The sequence below is a fragment of the Bacteroides sp. 224 genome (genome assembly GCF_010500995.1).
Taxonomy (GTDB): Bacteria; Bacteroidota; Bacteroidia; order Bacteroidales; family Bacteroidaceae; genus Bacteroides.
This window is the reverse complement of record NZ_QVMK01000012.1, coordinates 1-16,143: the sequence shown is the minus strand read 5'-3', so window position 1 is coordinate 16,143 and position 16,143 is coordinate 1. Positions and strand designations below refer to the sequence as shown.

16 protein-coding genes are annotated in these 16,143 nt (G+C 37.7%); 12 read left to right on the top strand and 4 right to left on the bottom strand.

Features of this window, described 5'->3' with window-relative positions; genetic code table 11:
* Positions 1 to 19: 19 nt before the first annotated feature.
* A complete protein-coding gene (locus tag D0T60_RS07535; protein ID WP_163217550.1) occupies positions 20 to 1,621 on the bottom strand; it encodes a CTP synthase in 1,602 nt (533 codons plus the stop codon).
* Between the two features lie 455 nt (positions 1,622 to 2,076).
* Here D0T60_RS07535 and D0T60_RS07530 point away from each other — a divergent pair, with 455 nt between their 5' ends.
* The 9 genes from D0T60_RS07530 to galE all read left to right on the top strand — a co-directional run bounded on the left by D0T60_RS07530 (position 2,077) and on the right by galE (position 10,285).
* Positions 2,077 to 3,438, top strand: a complete 1,362-nt coding sequence (locus D0T60_RS07530; RefSeq protein ID WP_163217549.1) for a DUF3078 domain-containing protein — start codon at positions 2,077 to 2,079, stop codon at positions 3,436 to 3,438.
* A 190-nt stretch (positions 3,439 to 3,628) separates the two neighbouring features.
* Positions 3,629 to 4,051, top strand: coding sequence for a SoxR reducing system RseC family protein (locus D0T60_RS07525; protein WP_163217548.1), 423 nt, complete (start codon positions 3,629 to 3,631; stop codon positions 4,049 to 4,051).
* A gap of 3 nt (positions 4,052 to 4,054) precedes the next feature.
* On the top strand, positions 4,055 to 4,918 hold the full coding sequence (locus D0T60_RS07520; RefSeq protein ID WP_163217547.1) for a Fe-S cluster domain-containing protein: 864 nt from the start codon (positions 4,055 to 4,057) through the stop codon (positions 4,916 to 4,918).
* Positions 4,919 to 4,954: 36 nt separating this feature from the next.
* A complete protein-coding gene (gene rsxC / locus D0T60_RS07515) occupies positions 4,955 to 6,292 on the top strand; it encodes an electron transport complex subunit RsxC (RefSeq protein WP_163217546.1) in 1,338 nt (445 codons plus the stop codon).
* Positions 6,293 to 6,297: 5 nt separating this feature from the next.
* The gene (locus D0T60_RS07510; protein WP_163217545.1) at positions 6,298 to 7,293 is read left to right on the top strand and encodes an RnfABCDGE type electron transport complex subunit D; all 996 of its coding nucleotides are present in this window, start codon (positions 6,298 to 6,300) and stop codon (positions 7,291 to 7,293) included.
* Positions 7,290 to 7,949 carry an RnfABCDGE type electron transport complex subunit G gene (locus tag D0T60_RS07505; protein ID WP_163217544.1) on the top strand — a complete coding sequence of 220 codons (660 nt, stop codon included), beginning with the start codon at positions 7,290 to 7,292 and terminating at the stop codon, positions 7,947 to 7,949. Before D0T60_RS07510 ends, D0T60_RS07505 begins: the two co-directional genes overlap by 4 nt.
* Before the next feature lie 18 nt (positions 7,950 to 7,967).
* Positions 7,968 to 8,552 (top strand): RnfABCDGE type electron transport complex subunit E, encoded by a 585-nt coding sequence (locus D0T60_RS07500; protein ID WP_163217543.1) that lies wholly within the window; start codon positions 7,968 to 7,970, stop codon positions 8,550 to 8,552.
* Between the two features lie 18 nt (positions 8,553 to 8,570).
* A complete protein-coding gene (gene rsxA, locus D0T60_RS07495) occupies positions 8,571 to 9,143 on the top strand; it encodes an electron transport complex subunit RsxA (protein WP_163217542.1) in 573 nt (190 codons plus the stop codon).
* 107 nt (positions 9,144 to 9,250) lie between these two features.
* Complete coding sequence (gene galE, locus D0T60_RS07490; RefSeq protein ID WP_163217541.1) at positions 9,251 to 10,285, top strand: UDP-glucose 4-epimerase GalE; 1,035 nt, start codon at positions 9,251 to 9,253, stop codon at positions 10,283 to 10,285.
* A gap of 214 nt (positions 10,286 to 10,499) precedes the next feature.
* Here the strand turns inward: galE and D0T60_RS07485 are convergent, their stop codons facing one another.
* The gene (locus tag D0T60_RS07485) at positions 10,500 to 11,033 is read right to left on the bottom strand and encodes a DUF4269 domain-containing protein (protein ID WP_163217540.1); all 534 of its coding nucleotides are present in this window, start codon (positions 11,031 to 11,033) and stop codon (positions 10,500 to 10,502) included.
* A gap of 285 nt (positions 11,034 to 11,318) precedes the next feature.
* On the opposite strand from D0T60_RS07485, the gene D0T60_RS07480 reads away from it, so the two are divergent.
* The 3 genes from D0T60_RS07480 to D0T60_RS07470 all read left to right on the top strand — a co-directional run bounded on the left by D0T60_RS07480 (position 11,319) and on the right by D0T60_RS07470 (position 13,506).
* On the top strand, positions 11,319 to 11,639 hold the full coding sequence (locus D0T60_RS07480) for an RNA-binding protein (RefSeq protein ID WP_163217539.1): 321 nt from the start codon (positions 11,319 to 11,321) through the stop codon (positions 11,637 to 11,639).
* 97 nt (positions 11,640 to 11,736) lie between these two features.
* Positions 11,737 to 12,186: a cold-shock protein gene (locus D0T60_RS07475; RefSeq protein ID WP_163217538.1), complete on the top strand. Its 450-nt coding sequence runs from the start codon at positions 11,737 to 11,739 to the stop codon at positions 12,184 to 12,186.
* 252 nt (positions 12,187 to 12,438) lie between these two features.
* Positions 12,439 to 13,506: a mechanosensitive ion channel family protein gene (locus D0T60_RS07470; RefSeq protein WP_163217685.1), complete on the top strand. Its 1,068-nt coding sequence runs from the start codon at positions 12,439 to 12,441 to the stop codon at positions 13,504 to 13,506.
* 144 nt (positions 13,507 to 13,650) lie between these two features.
* On the opposite strand, the gene pncB is transcribed toward D0T60_RS07470, so the two are convergent.
* On the bottom strand, positions 13,651 to 14,814 hold the full coding sequence (gene pncB / locus D0T60_RS07465) for a nicotinate phosphoribosyltransferase (protein ID WP_163217537.1): 1,164 nt from the start codon (positions 14,812 to 14,814) through the stop codon (positions 13,651 to 13,653).
* A gap of 136 nt (positions 14,815 to 14,950) precedes the next feature.
* Positions 14,951 to 15,892, bottom strand: coding sequence for a nitronate monooxygenase (locus D0T60_RS07460; protein ID WP_163217536.1), 942 nt, complete (start codon positions 15,890 to 15,892; stop codon positions 14,951 to 14,953).
* Positions 15,893 to 16,143 lie beyond the last annotated feature (251 nt).

Sequence of the window (16,143 nt, the reverse complement as noted above, 5' to 3'; positions counted from 1 at the left end):
AACAAAATGTTATACTTAATTATTTGTTGATAGCAGCTTTTATAAATGAAAGGAACAACGGATGTGGTTTCAATACTGTGCTACTATATTCCGGGTGAAACTGTGTACCAATGTACCATCTTAATTCAGGAATTTCTACAATCTCCACTAAATCAGATTCAGGATTGATGCCTACACATTTCATGCCTGCTTCTTCGAATTTTTCGCGATAGTTGTTGTTGAATTCATAACGATGTCTGTGTCGCTCCTGAATATGTTCTTCTTTATATGCTTCGTATACTTTTGAGGCTTTGTTTATAACACATTCGTAAGCTCCTAAGCGCATGGTGCCACCCAAATTGGTAACGGCTTTTTGCTCTTCCATAATGTCGATAACATTGTATGGGGTTTTTTCGTCCATCTCGATAGAATTAGCTTTTTCTAATCCAAGTACATTACGTGCAAATTCGATGGACATACATTGCATTCCAAGGCAGATGCCAAAGGTTGGTATATCATTCTCGCGGGCATATTTGGCGGCAACAAATTTACCTTCTACACCTCTTGATCCAAAGCCTGGGCATATAACCATACCATCTACTTTACTTAGCTTTTCGGCTACATTTTCATCGGTAAGTTGCTCAGACTGTACGTATTCAATCTTTAATTTACGATCGTTATAAGTAGCAGCCTGCAAAAGTGATTCTAAGATAGATTTATATGCGTCTTGCAACTCTACATATTTTCCAACTAAAGCAATGGTAACTTCTTCTGTGGCGTTGGAACGGCGATTTAAAAACTCTTTCCAAGGTTTCAGAGCAGGATCTTCTCCTATCGGGAGTCCCATTTTGCGAAGAATTGTTTTATCCAATCCTTGGCGTTGCATCATTAAAGGAACCTCGTATATGGTAGGCACATCCATTGATTGAACTACAGCGCTTTCCTCTACATTGCAAAATAAAGCTACCTTTTTTCTTAAATCGGCACTTAAATCATGCTCCGAACGAAGAACTAAAATATCCGGTTGAACTCCTAATGATTGCAGCTCTTTAACCGAATGTTGGGTTGGTTTTGTTTTCAATTCTTTGGCTGCTGCCAGAAAAGGTACGTATGTAAGATGTACAGATAATGCTCTTGGGCCTAATTCCCATTTAAGCTGGCGGATGCTTTCCATGTAGGGAAGAGACTCTATGTCTCCTACGGTTCCGCCTATTTCGGTAATAACAAAATCGAATTTGTATTTGCTTCCCAGAAATTTCACATTACGTTTAATTTCGTCTGTAATGTGAGGAACAACTTGTACGGTTTTTCCTAAGAAGTCTCCACGACGTTCTTTATCAATAACACTTTTGTAAACCCGGCCTGTTGTAATATTATTGGCCTTTGTTGTTTGAATACTCAAGAAACGCTCATAATGCCCCAAGTCAAGGTCTGCCTCATGCCCGTCTACTGTTACATAACATTCGCCATGCTCGTAGGGGTTTAATGTGCCCGGATCGATGTTGATATACGGGTCGAATTTCTGAATAGTTACACTGTATCCTCTTGCTTGCAGCAATTTACCGATAGATGACGAAATAATGCCTTTTCCTAATGAAGAAGCCACACCACCGGTTACGAAAATATACTTGGTCTCTCCCACAGTTATACTTTTTATTATGTTACTTAATTCTGGTTTTGATTCTAAAAACTGCAAAATTACAAAAAAAGAAAGAATGAAAGGGGTTTATAAACTCTTTTTTTATTCTATTATAAGAAACAGTTTTTGTGTTTTATGGAATATAATGCAATGATATAGTGACTTATAACTTGATTCGTGAAATGGCGAACGCTATAACGACCCTATAACAATATATAATACTGATGATGTAGTAATACAAATACCAAGGAAAAAAGAAAACTAAAAGCTATCGGCAATTGCTGTAAATACTACTGGCAATTGTAATAAATGCTACCGGCAATTGCCAATAATAGCAGTAGTACTTTGCAAAACCTGTAATATGAGGCTATTTTACAGATTTATATAGACTTTATAAACCTTTTGTTTTATAGAATGTTATTTTAATGTATTTTTGCGCTCAAAATAAAAACATAACTATGAGGACTCTGTGTGCATTATTAACAATTACTATTCTTTCACTATCTTCTGTCGGAGGGCAGAATCTTGTAGGCGCTTTAGATGATGGCATCGATAAAGCAGAATTGAAAGAGGATACCGTACCCTCTTTATTGTACCAATTTTATTTTGGTAACCTGGAGGAACTGAATAAAGATCCTTATCGGTATCTGGATATTCAGCCCGATCCCTATTACTACAGGTTGTTTGTACCGATGACTTTTTATCATTCTCCAATGAATCGACTATCCGAGTCGTTGTGGAAACCGGAACCGATAGCAACACTACCAAGCTTAACAGATGAGCTCCTGCCATTGGATGATAGTAAATTTGCTAAATCAGAAAGGGTGGGCAAGCAAGTTGATCGGGTTTTGATGGACTTGTATCTAACTCATCCTGAGTTAGTTCGTCAAAATGAAGATCAAATAATGAGTAGAAAAGTGTATCAGGCCGAAGTGCTTAAAGAGGCACCCAAAACATCTATTTTATCTCTTTTTAAGCCCGATGCTCCTACTACAGAATTTAATGGTGCGGATATTGTTATTCAGAAACCTAATTTCTGGACAATAGGAGGTAACGGATCGCTTCAATTTACTCAGAATTATATCTCTACAAACTGGTATAAAGGAGGGGAGAGTGCTCATTCTTTGTTGGGTAATGTATTGCTTTTTGGTAATTATAACGACCAGAATAAAATTCAGTTTGAAAATTCGCTTGAGGTAAAACTGGGCTTTAATACAGTTTCTTCCGATACTATACGTAAATACAGAATAAATACCGACCTGCTTCGCCTGTATAGTAAACTCGGAGTACAGGCAGCCAAAAATTGGTACTATACAGTATCAATGGAAGTAAATTCGCAGCTCTTTAATAACTATAAGAAGAATACAGATGTAAAAGTTTCATCATTCTTGGCTCCTGCCAACCTGATAGCCAGTATTGGTATGGACTATAAACTAAAAAAGAAAAAAATAGATCTGTCTGTATTTATTTCGCCTATTGCATATAACTTGCGCTATGTGGGCGATAAAGATGTGGATGAAACTAAATTCGGATTGGAGAAAGGCGATAAAACGATGTATGATTTCGGTTCTAAGCTGCAATCTAACATGACTTGGAAGATAATTCCTTCTGTAACGTTGACTTCTCGTTTATACTACTTTACCAGTTATGAGAAAGTGGAAGCCGAATGGGAAAATACATTCGATTTCATTCTAAACCGATACCTGTCGACTAAATTATTTGTACACACCCGTTTTGACGATGGTGCTAAAAGAGTAGAGGATAAAAGCTACTTTCAGTTAAAGGAATTGCTAAGTTTCGGAATTAATTATAAGTGGTAATTAGTTTGTACTTGACAAAAAGAAACAATTTCTCCTTATTTGATGGAAAATAGGTTCGGGTAGTCTTCCTGTCGTTTGTTAATAATAAAACTAAAAAGACTAATTTATCCCACATAAAAAGTGGGATAACCCTTTTTAGTTCGCAAAATATGCTTAAATTTGCCGCAATTTGTAATGTTCAGTTTGCAAAATGGCGAATGTAATTACTCATCAAGGTATCGTGGAAAGCATAGAAGGTTCTCATCTGTTTGTGAGAATCGTCCAAACCTCTGCATGTGCGTCATGTAGTGTAAAAGGACATTGTTCTTCTTCCGAGAGCAAAGAAAAAATTATAGAAATTAGTTCTTCCGATTTTGCTTATAAAATAGGAGATAAAGTAATTGTGGTAGGTGAAACTTCTATGGGAATGATGGCTGTGTTTTTGGCTTTTATCATTCCTTTTTTCATTTTAGTAGTTTCGCTTTTTGTTTGTATGTCGGTTACTGATAACAATGAGCTGCTTTCGGGGCTTATATCTTTAGGATTATTGATACCTTATTATATAGTATTGTGGTTAAATAAGAATAAACTAAAAAAGAATTTCTCATTTTCAATTAAACCTATAAATTGCTAATTTATGAATTTAATTCTGATTGCAGTTCTTTCTCTGGGAGCTATAGCGCTTGTTATTGCTTTGATATTATATGCTGCTTCCAAGAAATTTGCTGTGTATGAAGACCCACGAATTGCCCAGGTTGCAGAAATATTACCTCAGGCAAACTGTGGAGGATGTGGTTATCCGGGATGTAGTGGTTTTGCCGATGCTTGTGTAAAAGCAGATACGCTGGATGGAAAAAACTGTCCGGTAGGCGGCTCGGAACTAATGGCTCAGATTGCTACTTTATTAGGACGCGATGCGGCGGTTTCCGAACCTATGCTTGCTGTGGTAAGATGTAATGGCTCTTGTGCAAATCGCCCTCGTACAAACATGTATGATGGTGCTAAGAGTTGTGCTATTGCAGCATCACTTTACGGAGGCGAAACCGGATGTAGTTACGGATGTTTAGGATGTGGCGATTGTGTTTCTGTATGTCAGTTCGACGCTATACACATGAACCCTGAAACCGGATTGCCGGAAGTAATAGAAGATAAGTGTACCGCTTGTGGAGCTTGTGTGAAGGCTTGTCCGAAATCCATCATCGAGCTTCGTGCCCAAGGAAAGAAATCACGTCGTGTTTATGTTTCTTGTATTAATAAGGATAAAGGGGCGGTTACCCGTAAAGCATGTAGCGTAGGCTGTATAGGCTGTGGTAAGTGTGTGAAGGCTTGTGCGTTTGAAGCCATTTCTTTGGAAAACAACCTGGCTTATATCGACTACAATAAATGTAAATTGTGTCGTAAATGTGTAGAGGTTTGTCCACAACACACTATTATCGAAGAGAATTTCCCTCCTCGCAAACCTAAAGAAGAGGCGCCGATTACAACATCGGTTGAAGCTTAATTAATTGAATATAAACAGATTAAATACATAGATTGTATGTTGAAGACATTTTCAATAGGCGGTGTTCATCCACATGAAAATAAACTTTCAGCCAATCAACCTATTCAGACTGCTGCCGTGCCCGAGAAAGTGGTTATTATGTTGGGACAGCATATCGGTGCCCCGGCCAAGGCGGTAGTGAAGAAAGGAGATGTGGTAAAAGTAGGCACCGTAATTGCCGAAGCGGGCGGTTTTGTTTCAGCAGCCATCCATTCATCAGTCAGTGGTAAAGTGGCGAAAGTCGATTCTTTTGTTGATGCAAGTGGATATGCTAAACCGGCTATCTTTATTGATGTAGAAGGAGACGAATGGGAAGAATCCATTGACCGTAGCCCCGAGTTGAAGAAAGAGTGTACATTTAGCCCGGAAGAAATCGTAAAGAAAATAGCAGATGCCGGTATTGTAGGGTTAGGTGGAGCTTGTTTTCCTACACATGTAAAGTTGACTCCCCCTCCAACAGCAAAGGCTGAATGCATTATCATAAATGCTGTAGAATGTGAGCCTTATTTAACTGCCGACCACCAACTGATGTTGGAGCATGCAGAAGAAATTATGGTAGGTGTTCATATCCTGATGAAAGCAGTTAAAGTAAATAAAGCATTTATTGGAATTGAGAATAACAAACCGGATGCTATTAAGTTAATGACTAAGGTAGCTGCCGGATATGCAGGAATCTCTATTGTGCCGTTGAAAGTACAATACCCTCAGGGTGGAGAGAAGCAGCTGATTGATGCTGTGATTTCTCGTCAGGTGCCAAGCGGAGCTCTTCCAATAGCTACAGGAGCCGTAGTGCAGAATGTAGGTACTGCATTTGCTGTTTATGAAGCAGTACAAAAAAATAAGCCTTTGTTTGAACGGGTAATTACCGTAACAGGTAAGTCGGTTGCCCAGCCTTCTAACTTTATGGCACGTGTAGGTACTCCTCTTCAACAATTGATTGATGCTTGCGGAGGACTTCCCGAAGATACCGGAAAAGTAATAGGTGGTGGTCCGATGATGGGTAAAGCATTGGTGAATACGGATGTTCCTATGACGAAAGGTAGTTCGGGCATTCTGATTATGAATAAGAAAGAAGCCAAACGTGGCGAGCAGAAAAGCTGTATCCGTTGTGCCAAATGTGTGGGTGCTTGCCCAATGGGACTGGAACCTTACTTGCTTTCAGTATTGGCCGAGAACGGAAACTTTGAAAGAATGGAAACCGAGAGAATTATGGATTGTATTGAATGTGGTTCTTGCCAATTCACTTGTCCTGCCAAATTACCTTTATTGGATTATTGTCGTCTGGGTAAAGGTAAAGTAGGTGCAATAATTCGTTCACGTCAAGCTAAAAACTAATACAGATGGAAAATAAATTAATAGTATCTCTTTCGCCCCATGTACATAGCGGAGACAGCATACAGAAAAATATGTATGGCGTGCTTATTGCGCTGATACCTGCATTTATCGTATCGCTTGTATTTTATGGCTTGGGAGCTTTGGTGGTGACTGCCACCTCTGTTATTGCTTGTTTGTTTTTTGAATGGGCAATAGCAAAATTCCTTTTGAAAAAAGAATCTACTACTATATGCGATGGCTCTGCTGTTATCACAGGGGTGCTTCTTGCTTTCAACCTCCCTTCTAATCTTCCTATCTGGATTATTGTTATCGGAGCTTTGTTTGCAATTGGAGTAGGGAAGATGTCTTTCGGTGGTTTAGGAAACAACCCTTTCAACCCCGCCTTGGCAGGACGTGTATTCCTGTTACTCTCTTTCCCTGTACAAATGACTACTTGGCCTCAAGTTGGGCAGTTGGCCTCTTATGTAGATGTAGAAACTGCTGCTACTCCATTAGCTATCATGAAAGGAGTGATTAAAGGTGCTCCCGGAATGTCTTTAGATCAACTTCCAGACTCTCTTAGCCTATTCCTTGGTAATAATGGAGGATGTTTAGGAGAAGTAAGTGCTGCGGCTCTTCTGTTGGGACTTGTGTATATGCTTTGGAAGAAAATAATAAGCTGGCATATTCCTGTATCTATCATACTGACAGTGTTTGTTTTTGCAGGTATCATGCATTTGGTTGACCCAACTAAGTATGTTGCTCCGTGGATTCATTTGATTTCGGGAGGTTTATTACTTGGAGCTGTTTTTATGGCTACCGACTATGTAACTTCTCCTATGAGTAAAAAAGGGATGCTGATTTTTGGTGTATGTATAGGTGTACTTACCATGGTAATTCGTATTAAGGGAGCTTATCCGGAAGGTATGTCATTTGCTATTCTGATTATGAATGCATTTACTCCACTTATTAATATGTATTGCAAACCAAAACGCTTTGGGGAGGTAGCTAAGAAAAAATGAAGAAATTAGAATCATCATTGAAAAATATGTTACTGGTACTTACCATAGTAACGATGGTTGCAGTAGGATTATTGGCTTATGTCAATGGATTAACAAAAGCCCCTATTGCCGAAGCTAATATGAAAACGCTAAATGCTGCGTTGAAAAGTGTAGTTCCTGAATTTACCAATAACCCGGTAGCAGAATGCGATAGTATTTTTAGTAAAGAAGGAAAACTTGAATATATTGTGTATCCTGCTAAAAGCGGAGATAAATTAGTAGGTACTGCCGTAGAATCTAAATCATTAGGATTTTCCGGAGAGATTAAAATCCTGGTAGGATTTGATGCTGATGGAAAAATATACGATTACTCTTTGCTTGCTCATTCCGAAACCCCGGGCTTAGGCTCTAAGGCTGATGCTTGGTTTAAAGAAGGAAGTAAAGGAAGTATTAAAGGTTTGAATCCTGGAGAGAAAGAATTAACAGTAAAGAATGATGGAGGTCAGATTGATGCTATTACGGCTTCTACTATCACATCCAGAGCTTTCCTTAAAGCGGTGAATAATGCTTATAATGCATATAAAGAAGGAAATGTTGATGCCTCTACTTCAGCTTCGCAGAAAGTATCTTCTGAACCTGAACATGTTGAACAAACCGACTCTATCGGTACTAATTAAAAGAAAGGAGTATAGAATATGAATAACTTTAAAGTTTTAATGAACGGGATTATAAAAGAAAACCCGGTATTTGTACTTCTGTTGGGGATGTGTCCTACTTTAGGAACTACTTCTTCTGCAATCAATGGTATGGGAATGGGGTTGGCCACTATGTTTGTATTGGTTTGCTCGAATGTGGTTATTTCATTATTAAAGAACTTAATACCCGATATGGTGCGTATCCCGTCTTTTATTGTGGTAATTGCTTCTTTTGTGACTTTACTGCAAATGGTTATGCAAGCATACGTTCCTGATTTATATGCAACCTTGGGTCTTTTTATCCCTCTGATTGTAGTAAACTGTATCGTGTTAGGACGTGCCGAAGCTTTTGCTGCTAAAAATAATGTAGGCTCTTCTGCCTTAGACGGATTAGGGATGGGGCTTGGCTTTACACTGGCTCTTACTCTATTAGGAGCTACCCGCGAATTCTTGGGAACCGGAAAGATTTTCAATTTTTCAATTCTCCCCGAAGAGTATGGTATGTTATTGTTTGTTTTAGCACCCGGTGCATTTATTGCTTTAGGATATCTTATTGCGATTATTAATCGCTTAAGAAAAGCATAATTACTAAAATAATTCGTTATGGAATACATTATTATATTTATTTCCGCTATTTTTGTGAACAATATTGTATTGTCACAATTCCTGGGTATTTGTCCGTTTCTGGGCGTTTCCAAGAAAGTAGATACAGCAATTGGAATGTCGGCAGCGGTAGCTTTCGTGCTTACTATTGCTACCATTGTAACCTTCCTGATTCAAAAGTATGTTTTAGATGCGTTTGATTTAGGATATTTGCAAACCATCACTTTTATTTTGGTGATTGCAGGACTGGTGCAAATGGTAGAGATTGTTTTAAAGAAGGTTTCTCCTTCTCTTTATCAGGCATTGGGAGTATTCCTTCCTCTCATTACAACGAACTGTTGTATTTTGGGGGTAGCCATTTTGGTTATTCAGAAGGACTATAATTTGCTGACAGGGGTAGTATATGCTTTTTCAACTGCTCTTGGGTTTGGGTTAGCGTTAATTCTGTTTGCCGGTTTGCGTGAGCAGATGAGTTTAATTAAGATACCTAAGGGTATGGAAGGAACCCCGATAGCTCTTGTTACAGCAGGACTATTGGCAATGGCTTTCATGGGATTTTCAGGAGTGGTATGATAGTAATTACTAATTTTATACACATATTTTCTACAATTGTTCTATGAAAATACTTTTTTTGTTTATCTTTGCAGAGCATTCGTAGAAAAACCTATTTTGAATATTTTATGAGTAAAAGGATTTTAGTTACCGGTGGCACAGGCTACATTGGTTCTCATACAGTTGTGGAGTTACAAAACTCAGGGTATGAGGTGGTTATTATAGATAACCTTTCTAACTCGAATGCAAATGTGGTGGATAACATTGAGAAAGTATCAGGTGTTCGTCCCATCTTTGAAAAATTGGATTGTCTGGATTATGAAGGACTTGATGCATTGTTTACTAAGTATCAAGGAATCGAAGCCATCATTCATTTTGCAGCAAGTAAGGCAGTGGGTGAGTCTGTAGAAAAACCACTGTTATATTATCGTAACAACTTAGTATCCCTGATTAATTTGTTGGAACTTATGCCAAAGCATAATGTAGGCGGAATTGTATTCTCTTCGTCATGTACGGTATACGGACAGCCGGATGAACTTCCGGTAACAGAAAAAGCGCCAACAAAGAAAGCGGAATCTCCTTATGGTAATACAAAGCAGATTAATGAAGAGATTATTTACGATACTGTAAAATCCGGTGCTCCCATTAACGCAATTTTATTGCGCTACTTTAATCCGATAGGTGCTCATCCTACAGCTTTGTTAGGAGAATTGCCTAATGGGGTTCCTCAGAATCTGATACCTTATCTGACACAAACGGCCATTGGCATTCGTGAAAAGTTAAGCGTATTTGGAGATGATTATGATACCCCCGATGGATCTTGTATCCGCGATTTCATCAATGTGGTAGATTTGGCAAAAGCGCATGTGATTGCCATTGAGCGAATTCTTGATGAAAAACAAAAGGAGAAAGTCGAAGTGTTCAATATTGGAACAGGTGTTGGCTTATCCGTATTAGAATTGATAAATGCTTTTGAGAAAGCAACCGGAGTTAAGCTAAATTATCAGATTGTTGGTCGTCGTGCAGGCGATATCGAAAAGGTATGGGCTAATCCGGAATATGCAAATAATGAATTAGGTTGGAAAGCAGAAACAAGTATTGAAGATACATTATGCTCCGCTTGGGCTTGGCAATTAAAGCTTCGTGAGCTTGGTATACAATAGTTTTTTGTTTTCGTTAACATAATAAAGAACAACAAACAGAGTAGTCTGTTTGTTTATAAGATGCATATCGCTTGATGTTGTTTTATACATGTGAATATATAAAACGATTACTTATATCTTCGATATAGACAAGTGATTGCATAGTAGTTTTGTCGTGTTTTATTTTGTGTTTGTGTTGTGGCGGTACTGCGATGAGAATCGTGGTACCGTTTTTTTAGTCGTTCGATCGTTTCTCAAAGTTTAATAATTCACTATAAGGATCTCCCGATAGCCCCAAGGCTATACCAAAGGCTGGTTCGGTTTTATATCCTTGCTTTTTTAATTCAATGATCTGTTGTCTGAATTGATCTCCTTTTTTTAGTAGTAACTCATGTTCTACAAGCATGTGTCTATATCCTCTTTGCTCTTTGGTTGGGATATTTTGCCCGAAGATCTCGATTTCGAAACTGTGCAATTTAAAGCCGGCTACTATGGCATTCATCGTTTGATTCTCTTCGATCTTAAATTCGGATTCCTTTCCAAATAGTTTTTTCAGTGCGGAAATAAATTCTTCTTTTTGGGTCCAATAGCAAATAATATCAAGGTCGCTGGTTTCTATATCAATGTTGATAGGAATGGTGCCAACAAGAATAGGGTGGAAGGAGTTTAATTTTGGTAGAACTGAATTCTCGGTTAAAACAAGATATGCTTGTTGTTGGCGCTTGGTTCCTTTCTTTAGATATTCTATGTTGTCGAATAAGGTATTCATCTTGAAATTCAGGCTTTTATATAGTTTTTATAATGCAAAAGTACGTATAAAAACAAATGGGTGTAATCTTATAATGGTACATATCAAGTCTTGAAATGTTATTTTACATTAAGAATTGAAGAATAATAGTCTTTTTTGTAGATTTTGGTTGATGATTTATTATCTTTACGTCGATTTGAGTTAAGAATCGTTATAGATTAAAGCCTCCTTTTGGTTTACCATTTTAAGTAGTCTCTTCTTAATTTTTCCTCTCAATCATTATTATTAAATTAATTAAGAAATTAAATGAACATTTACATTGCAGGTTTGAATTTTAGCTTAGATGATGCTGATTTGAACGAATTGTTTTCAGAGTACGGAGAGGTTTCTTCTGCCAAAATTATTATGGACAGAGAATCCGGAAGATCAAGAGGATTTGGATTTGTTGAGATGCCTGACGATGCACAAGGTCAAAAGGCTATTGACGAGTTGAATGGTGCAGAAATTGAAGGTAAAGTTATCTCAGTTAGTGTTGCTAAGCCAAGAACAGAAAATCGTGGCGGTGGCGGCGGTGGTTTTAACAGAAATCGCGGCGGTGGCGGCTATAATAACTCAAGAAGATACTAAAAATAAAAGAAAAGGAGGTAGAAACCTCCTTTTTTTAGCTCCGGTTTTTTGTTGACCGGAGAATAACATATAATTATATAAATAGAAGGAGAAATAAATGTCAAAAGCAATTTCATCAAACAAAAGAGAAAACGAAAAAAAGAAGCAAGCGAAAAGATTAGAAAAACAAAAAAAGAAAGAAAATCGTAAGACGGAGGGAGCTACATCATTCGAAGACATGATTGCTTATGTCGATGAAAATGGTATGATAACATCCACACCTCCTGATATGAATATCAAAAAAGAGGAACTGGATATTGATAGTATCAATATATCAACTCCCAAAAAAGAAAAAGTGGAGGAAGATCCTATACAAAAAGGAAGAGTAGAGCATTTTAATCAATCTAAGGGATATGGCTTTATTAAGAGCCTGACCGGAGTGGATAAATATTTCTTCCATATCAGCAATTGTCCTGAAAATATAGCAGAAGGTAATATTGTATCATTCGAACTTGAGCGTGGAGCGCGAGGAATGAATGCTGTCAACATAAATTTGGTTGAGCAATAAAGTATTATAATTAGTTGCAAACGTTTGTTTTGCAAGATATAGCTAATGTACATTTAAAGTCTTTATTTGTACAGTGTTTTTTATAGTATTAGATTTGAGGTTAACAAAGGTTGGAGTCAGGAGTGACTCCTTTTTTTATGCCTTGTTCGATATAATCATTTCAAGATGATAGTGAATGAACAAAACTGCGAAATGAACAGTTATTAATAAACAAGTGAATAGAATAATTGAATATTTCAAAAATAAATGATTATGTTGGAAGAGGTTATTTGGGGAAACTCAGTTGAAGATTGGGGTATTTTTGCTCTGATTCTTTTAGGTACTATAGTGATTGTAAAACTGCTTTCTTTGTTTGCTAAAAAGGTAATAAAACCTTTGACGAAGAAAACCACAAGTAAAGTGGATGATACTATTTATGCTTCCATTGAACCTCCAATCTTATTTGGATTAACATTGATTGGATTATGGGTTGCTTTTCATCACTTAGACCTTTCCGACCGTGTAAATAAGGTGCTGGATAGTACATATAGAATCTTGATTGTTCTGAATTTTACATGGTTTGTGGCTCATTTGCTAAATGGACTTATCGAAATGTATTTGTTGAATTCGGAGAAGCATTCCAATAACAACAGGCATACAAGCCGGATGTTGCCGATAATTAAACGTACTGTTTCCTCTATTGTTTGGATTGTTGGTTTTATTATGGCACTCAGTAATGTAGGAGTCAACATCAGTGCTTTGTTAGGAACGTTGGGTATTGGGGGTGTTGCCTTCGCCTTGGCTGCACAAGATACCATTAAAAATATTTTCGGTGCATTTACCATATTAACAGATAAGCCTTTTAATATAGGTGATGTGATTAGGATTGATGATTTTGAAGGAACTATTATAGACGTAGGTGTACGAAGCACACAGATGAGAAATTATGATAATAGACTGATCACTTTTCCGAATTATAAGATAGCAGATGCTTCCATTATAAATATTTCGGCAGAACCCAAAAGGCGTGTTGTGCTTAACCTGAAATTGGTTTATGAAACCACTCCCGAAATGTTAAGTCGCGCTATGGATATGCTGAAAAAGATCCCTTCTAAAATACAAAATGTTTCTTCGGATGGTCTTAGTGTTATTTTTTCTGATTTTGGAGATTCTTCATTGAACCTGGCTTTTACTTATTTTATAGAACCGGGGGCTGATATACTTCAGGTACAATCGAATGTGAATATGGAAATCTTAGAATCTTTCGATAAGGCTGAGTTGAGCTTTGCGTTCCCGGCACGTACCGTATACATTCAGAAGGAAGATGAAGCTGAAAAGTGAATAATTCACTCGCCCTAAGAAATTGTTTTAGCCGGATATAAACAATAACATGTTATTCCGTAAAATTCAAAATACTTTCTTAGTAAAGCGGAGAGCCTGTAGAGTCAAAGAAGATTCTTCGCTTTACTTAGAGGGTGGTAGGAGTCAGTCATTAATTCCCAACGTGCGTTTTATCAACTCAATTTCTTCTTTATTTCCTGTGTTTTTTCCAGGAGTATCTGATAATTTAACAGCATATTGGTACTTATTTTTAGCATCATATTTTACTTGCACCAACTTAATTACCATATTTAGAGGTTTTGCTCCTACATCGTTAGAGAAGAATGTGCCTATTCCGTATGCATCATGAATTCTTCCATTTACATATTGTTTAATCTCTTTTATTCTGTCTAAGTTGAGCGAATCACTGTAAACGATGGTTTTGGTGAGAGGGTCAATTCGACTTTCTTCATAAAAGCGAATAGTATTATCTGTATACGCGAGAGGATCTCCACTATCCCAGCGTACTCCGTCGAATAATTTGGCATGTTTCAGATTGAACGATTGGAAGAATGTTTCTGTGGTATATGTATCTGTCAGAGTAATTCCTAAACTACCTTGGTATACATCTACCCATGCATCAAGTGCTTTGGCGTTGGCAGCACGATACCCGTAAACAGCACCATGAAACATAAACCATTCATGTGGCATAGTGCCAATAGGAGTGGTGTTATACTTCATTGCCAGATAAACATTGCTTGTACCCTTGAAATATGTTCCCGAATGTTCTTTTAAACAAGCAATAATGCGATTGTGTACATCGAAAGAGAAACGGCGGCGAGTTCCGAAATCGGAATGATCGGCTTCCATTTCTTTTAATAGTAGAGCCTTGTTTATGGCTTTTTCTTCTACATTTTCAGGTGATATGTTAGTCATCTGAAAGTATAGTTCGGAGATGATAGCCATTAAAGGAACTTCCCATAATACAGTACGATACCAATAACCTTCTACCACAACTTTTAACTCTCCGTTTTCCAAGGTTATTTTTACTTCTTCAGGATCATATTGATACCCTTCCAGAAAGTCGATAAACACAGGGTCGAAATAATAGCATTTTTGTGTAATAAAGCTTTTTTCCGTTTTGGTCATTTTAAGTTTTGCCATAGCATTAACCTCTTTTTGAAGTCGCTCGGCAAAGCCTTTTGGGAAAAGAGTTTTCCCCCGGTTTATAAACTCATATTTAACATAAGCCCAAGGGTAAAGTCTCTGTATGGCAAGCATAACGGAGAACTTATATAAATCATTGTCAGTGAAGTGCTTAATAATCATTTCTTTGTTCGTTTATTATTTTAGAACAATAAACAAATGGAAAGCACTTTGTGTTCTTCCTTTTACCTATCTTTTACTTCTGTTCGGACAATACTTCTTTCTCAAAAAAAACATATTTGAAGGAAGCAGGGAGAATTTAATCTCCCTGTATCCATTTTAATCTTGCATTATATTCTTCCACAATTTGCTCCATAATTGCCTTTACCGTTGGTATATCTTTAATTATCGAACTAATCTGACCTATTTCGAGTTCACCATTCACCAGGTCGCCTTCAAAGATTCCTTTTTTGGATCTTCCATGCCCCAGAATCGTGCGTATATCGTCGGCAGATGCACCTTTGTTTTCGGCTTCTTCTACTTCTTTATAAAACTCATTTTTAATAAGACGGGTAGGGGATACTTTCTTTAAAGAGAGGATTGTGTCTCCTTCCTGTAAGTTGATACAAAGATTTTTAAATTCTTCGGAAGCTGAACTCTCCTGTGATAGAGCAAAACGCGTTCCCATTTGTATACCTTCTGCTCCCAGTGCAATGGCTGCCAGCATTCCTTCGCCGGTAGCAATACCTCCTGCTGCAATCAGAGGGGTGGAAATAGCTTTTCGAACTTGCGGAATCAGTACCATTGTAGTGGTTTCCTCTCTGCCGTTGTGCCCTCCGGCTTCGAAACCTTCGGCTACGATTGCATCTACGCCTGCTTCTTCGCACTTGATGGCAAATTTGGTGCTTGCTACTACATGGGCAACCTTACTGCCGTTTTCCTGCAATTTCCTGGTCCATGTTTTAGGGCTACCTGCCGAGGTAAATACTACCGGTACTTTTTCGGCTATAATAACTTCCATCATTGCTTCCGAATGATGGTACATTAACGGTACGTTTACTCCGAAAGGCTTATCGGTAGCTGCCTTACATTTTTGTATATGTTCACGTAGTATATCTGCTGTCATAGATCCTGCTCCGATAAGACCCAGACCGCCTGCATTGCTCACGGCAGCTGCCAACTGCCAACCGCTGCACCATACCATTCCGCCCGAAATAATGGGATACTTTATACCAAAGAGTGAAGTAATTCTATTTTTCATTTCTGCAAAGTTTATATTAATTGTGTAAAAGTATGCAATAAATTGAACACAGAGATACGAAAACACAGAGTTTTAATTTATTCTCTGTGTCTCTGCGTCTTTGTGTTCATTAATTATTTTATCAGACTCGCTTATAAATCGTAATTTTTATTTAAGTTTCTCCTATAAATGTCTCCGTTAGCCTTGTGTGGGGTTTCCACCCACAAGGCTAACGGTCTGTCTGAGCACACTTTCCTTAGTCTTCCTTTTGT

Bases quoted from the DNA above. Each gene is read 5' to 3' on its own strand.
- pncB (WP_163217537.1), bottom strand. From the start codon at position 14,814: ATGATTATTAAGCACTTCACTGACAATGATTTATATAAGTTCTCCGTT.
- D0T60_RS07530 (WP_163217549.1), top strand. From the start codon at position 2,077: ATGAGGACTCTGTGTGCATTATTAACAATTACTATTCTTTCACTATCT.
- D0T60_RS07460 (WP_163217536.1), bottom strand. From the start codon at position 15,892: ATGAAAAATAGAATTACTTCACTCTTTGGTATAAAGTATCCCATTATT.
- D0T60_RS07525 (WP_163217548.1), top strand. From the start codon at position 3,629: ATGGCGAATGTAATTACTCATCAAGGTATCGTGGAAAGCATAGAAGGT.
- D0T60_RS07520 (WP_163217547.1), top strand. From the start codon at position 4,055: ATGAATTTAATTCTGATTGCAGTTCTTTCTCTGGGAGCTATAGCGCTT.
- D0T60_RS07500 (WP_163217543.1), top strand. From the start codon at position 7,968: ATGAATAACTTTAAAGTTTTAATGAACGGGATTATAAAAGAAAACCCG.
- D0T60_RS07510 (WP_163217545.1), top strand. From the start codon at position 6,298: ATGGAAAATAAATTAATAGTATCTCTTTCGCCCCATGTACATAGCGGA.
- D0T60_RS07470 (WP_163217685.1), top strand. From the start codon at position 12,439: ATGTTGGAAGAGGTTATTTGGGGAAACTCAGTTGAAGATTGGGGTATT.
- rsxC (WP_163217546.1), top strand. From the start codon at position 4,955: ATGTTGAAGACATTTTCAATAGGCGGTGTTCATCCACATGAAAATAAA.
- D0T60_RS07505 (WP_163217544.1), top strand. From the start codon at position 7,290: ATGAAGAAATTAGAATCATCATTGAAAAATATGTTACTGGTACTTACC.
- D0T60_RS07480 (WP_163217539.1), top strand. From the start codon at position 11,319: ATGAACATTTACATTGCAGGTTTGAATTTTAGCTTAGATGATGCTGAT.
- D0T60_RS07485 (WP_163217540.1), bottom strand. From the start codon at position 11,033: ATGAATACCTTATTCGACAACATAGAATATCTAAAGAAAGGAACCAAG.
- rsxA (WP_163217542.1), top strand. From the start codon at position 8,571: ATGGAATACATTATTATATTTATTTCCGCTATTTTTGTGAACAATATT.
- D0T60_RS07475 (WP_163217538.1), top strand. From the start codon at position 11,737: ATGTCAAAAGCAATTTCATCAAACAAAAGAGAAAACGAAAAAAAGAAG.
- galE (WP_163217541.1), top strand. From the start codon at position 9,251: ATGAGTAAAAGGATTTTAGTTACCGGTGGCACAGGCTACATTGGTTCT.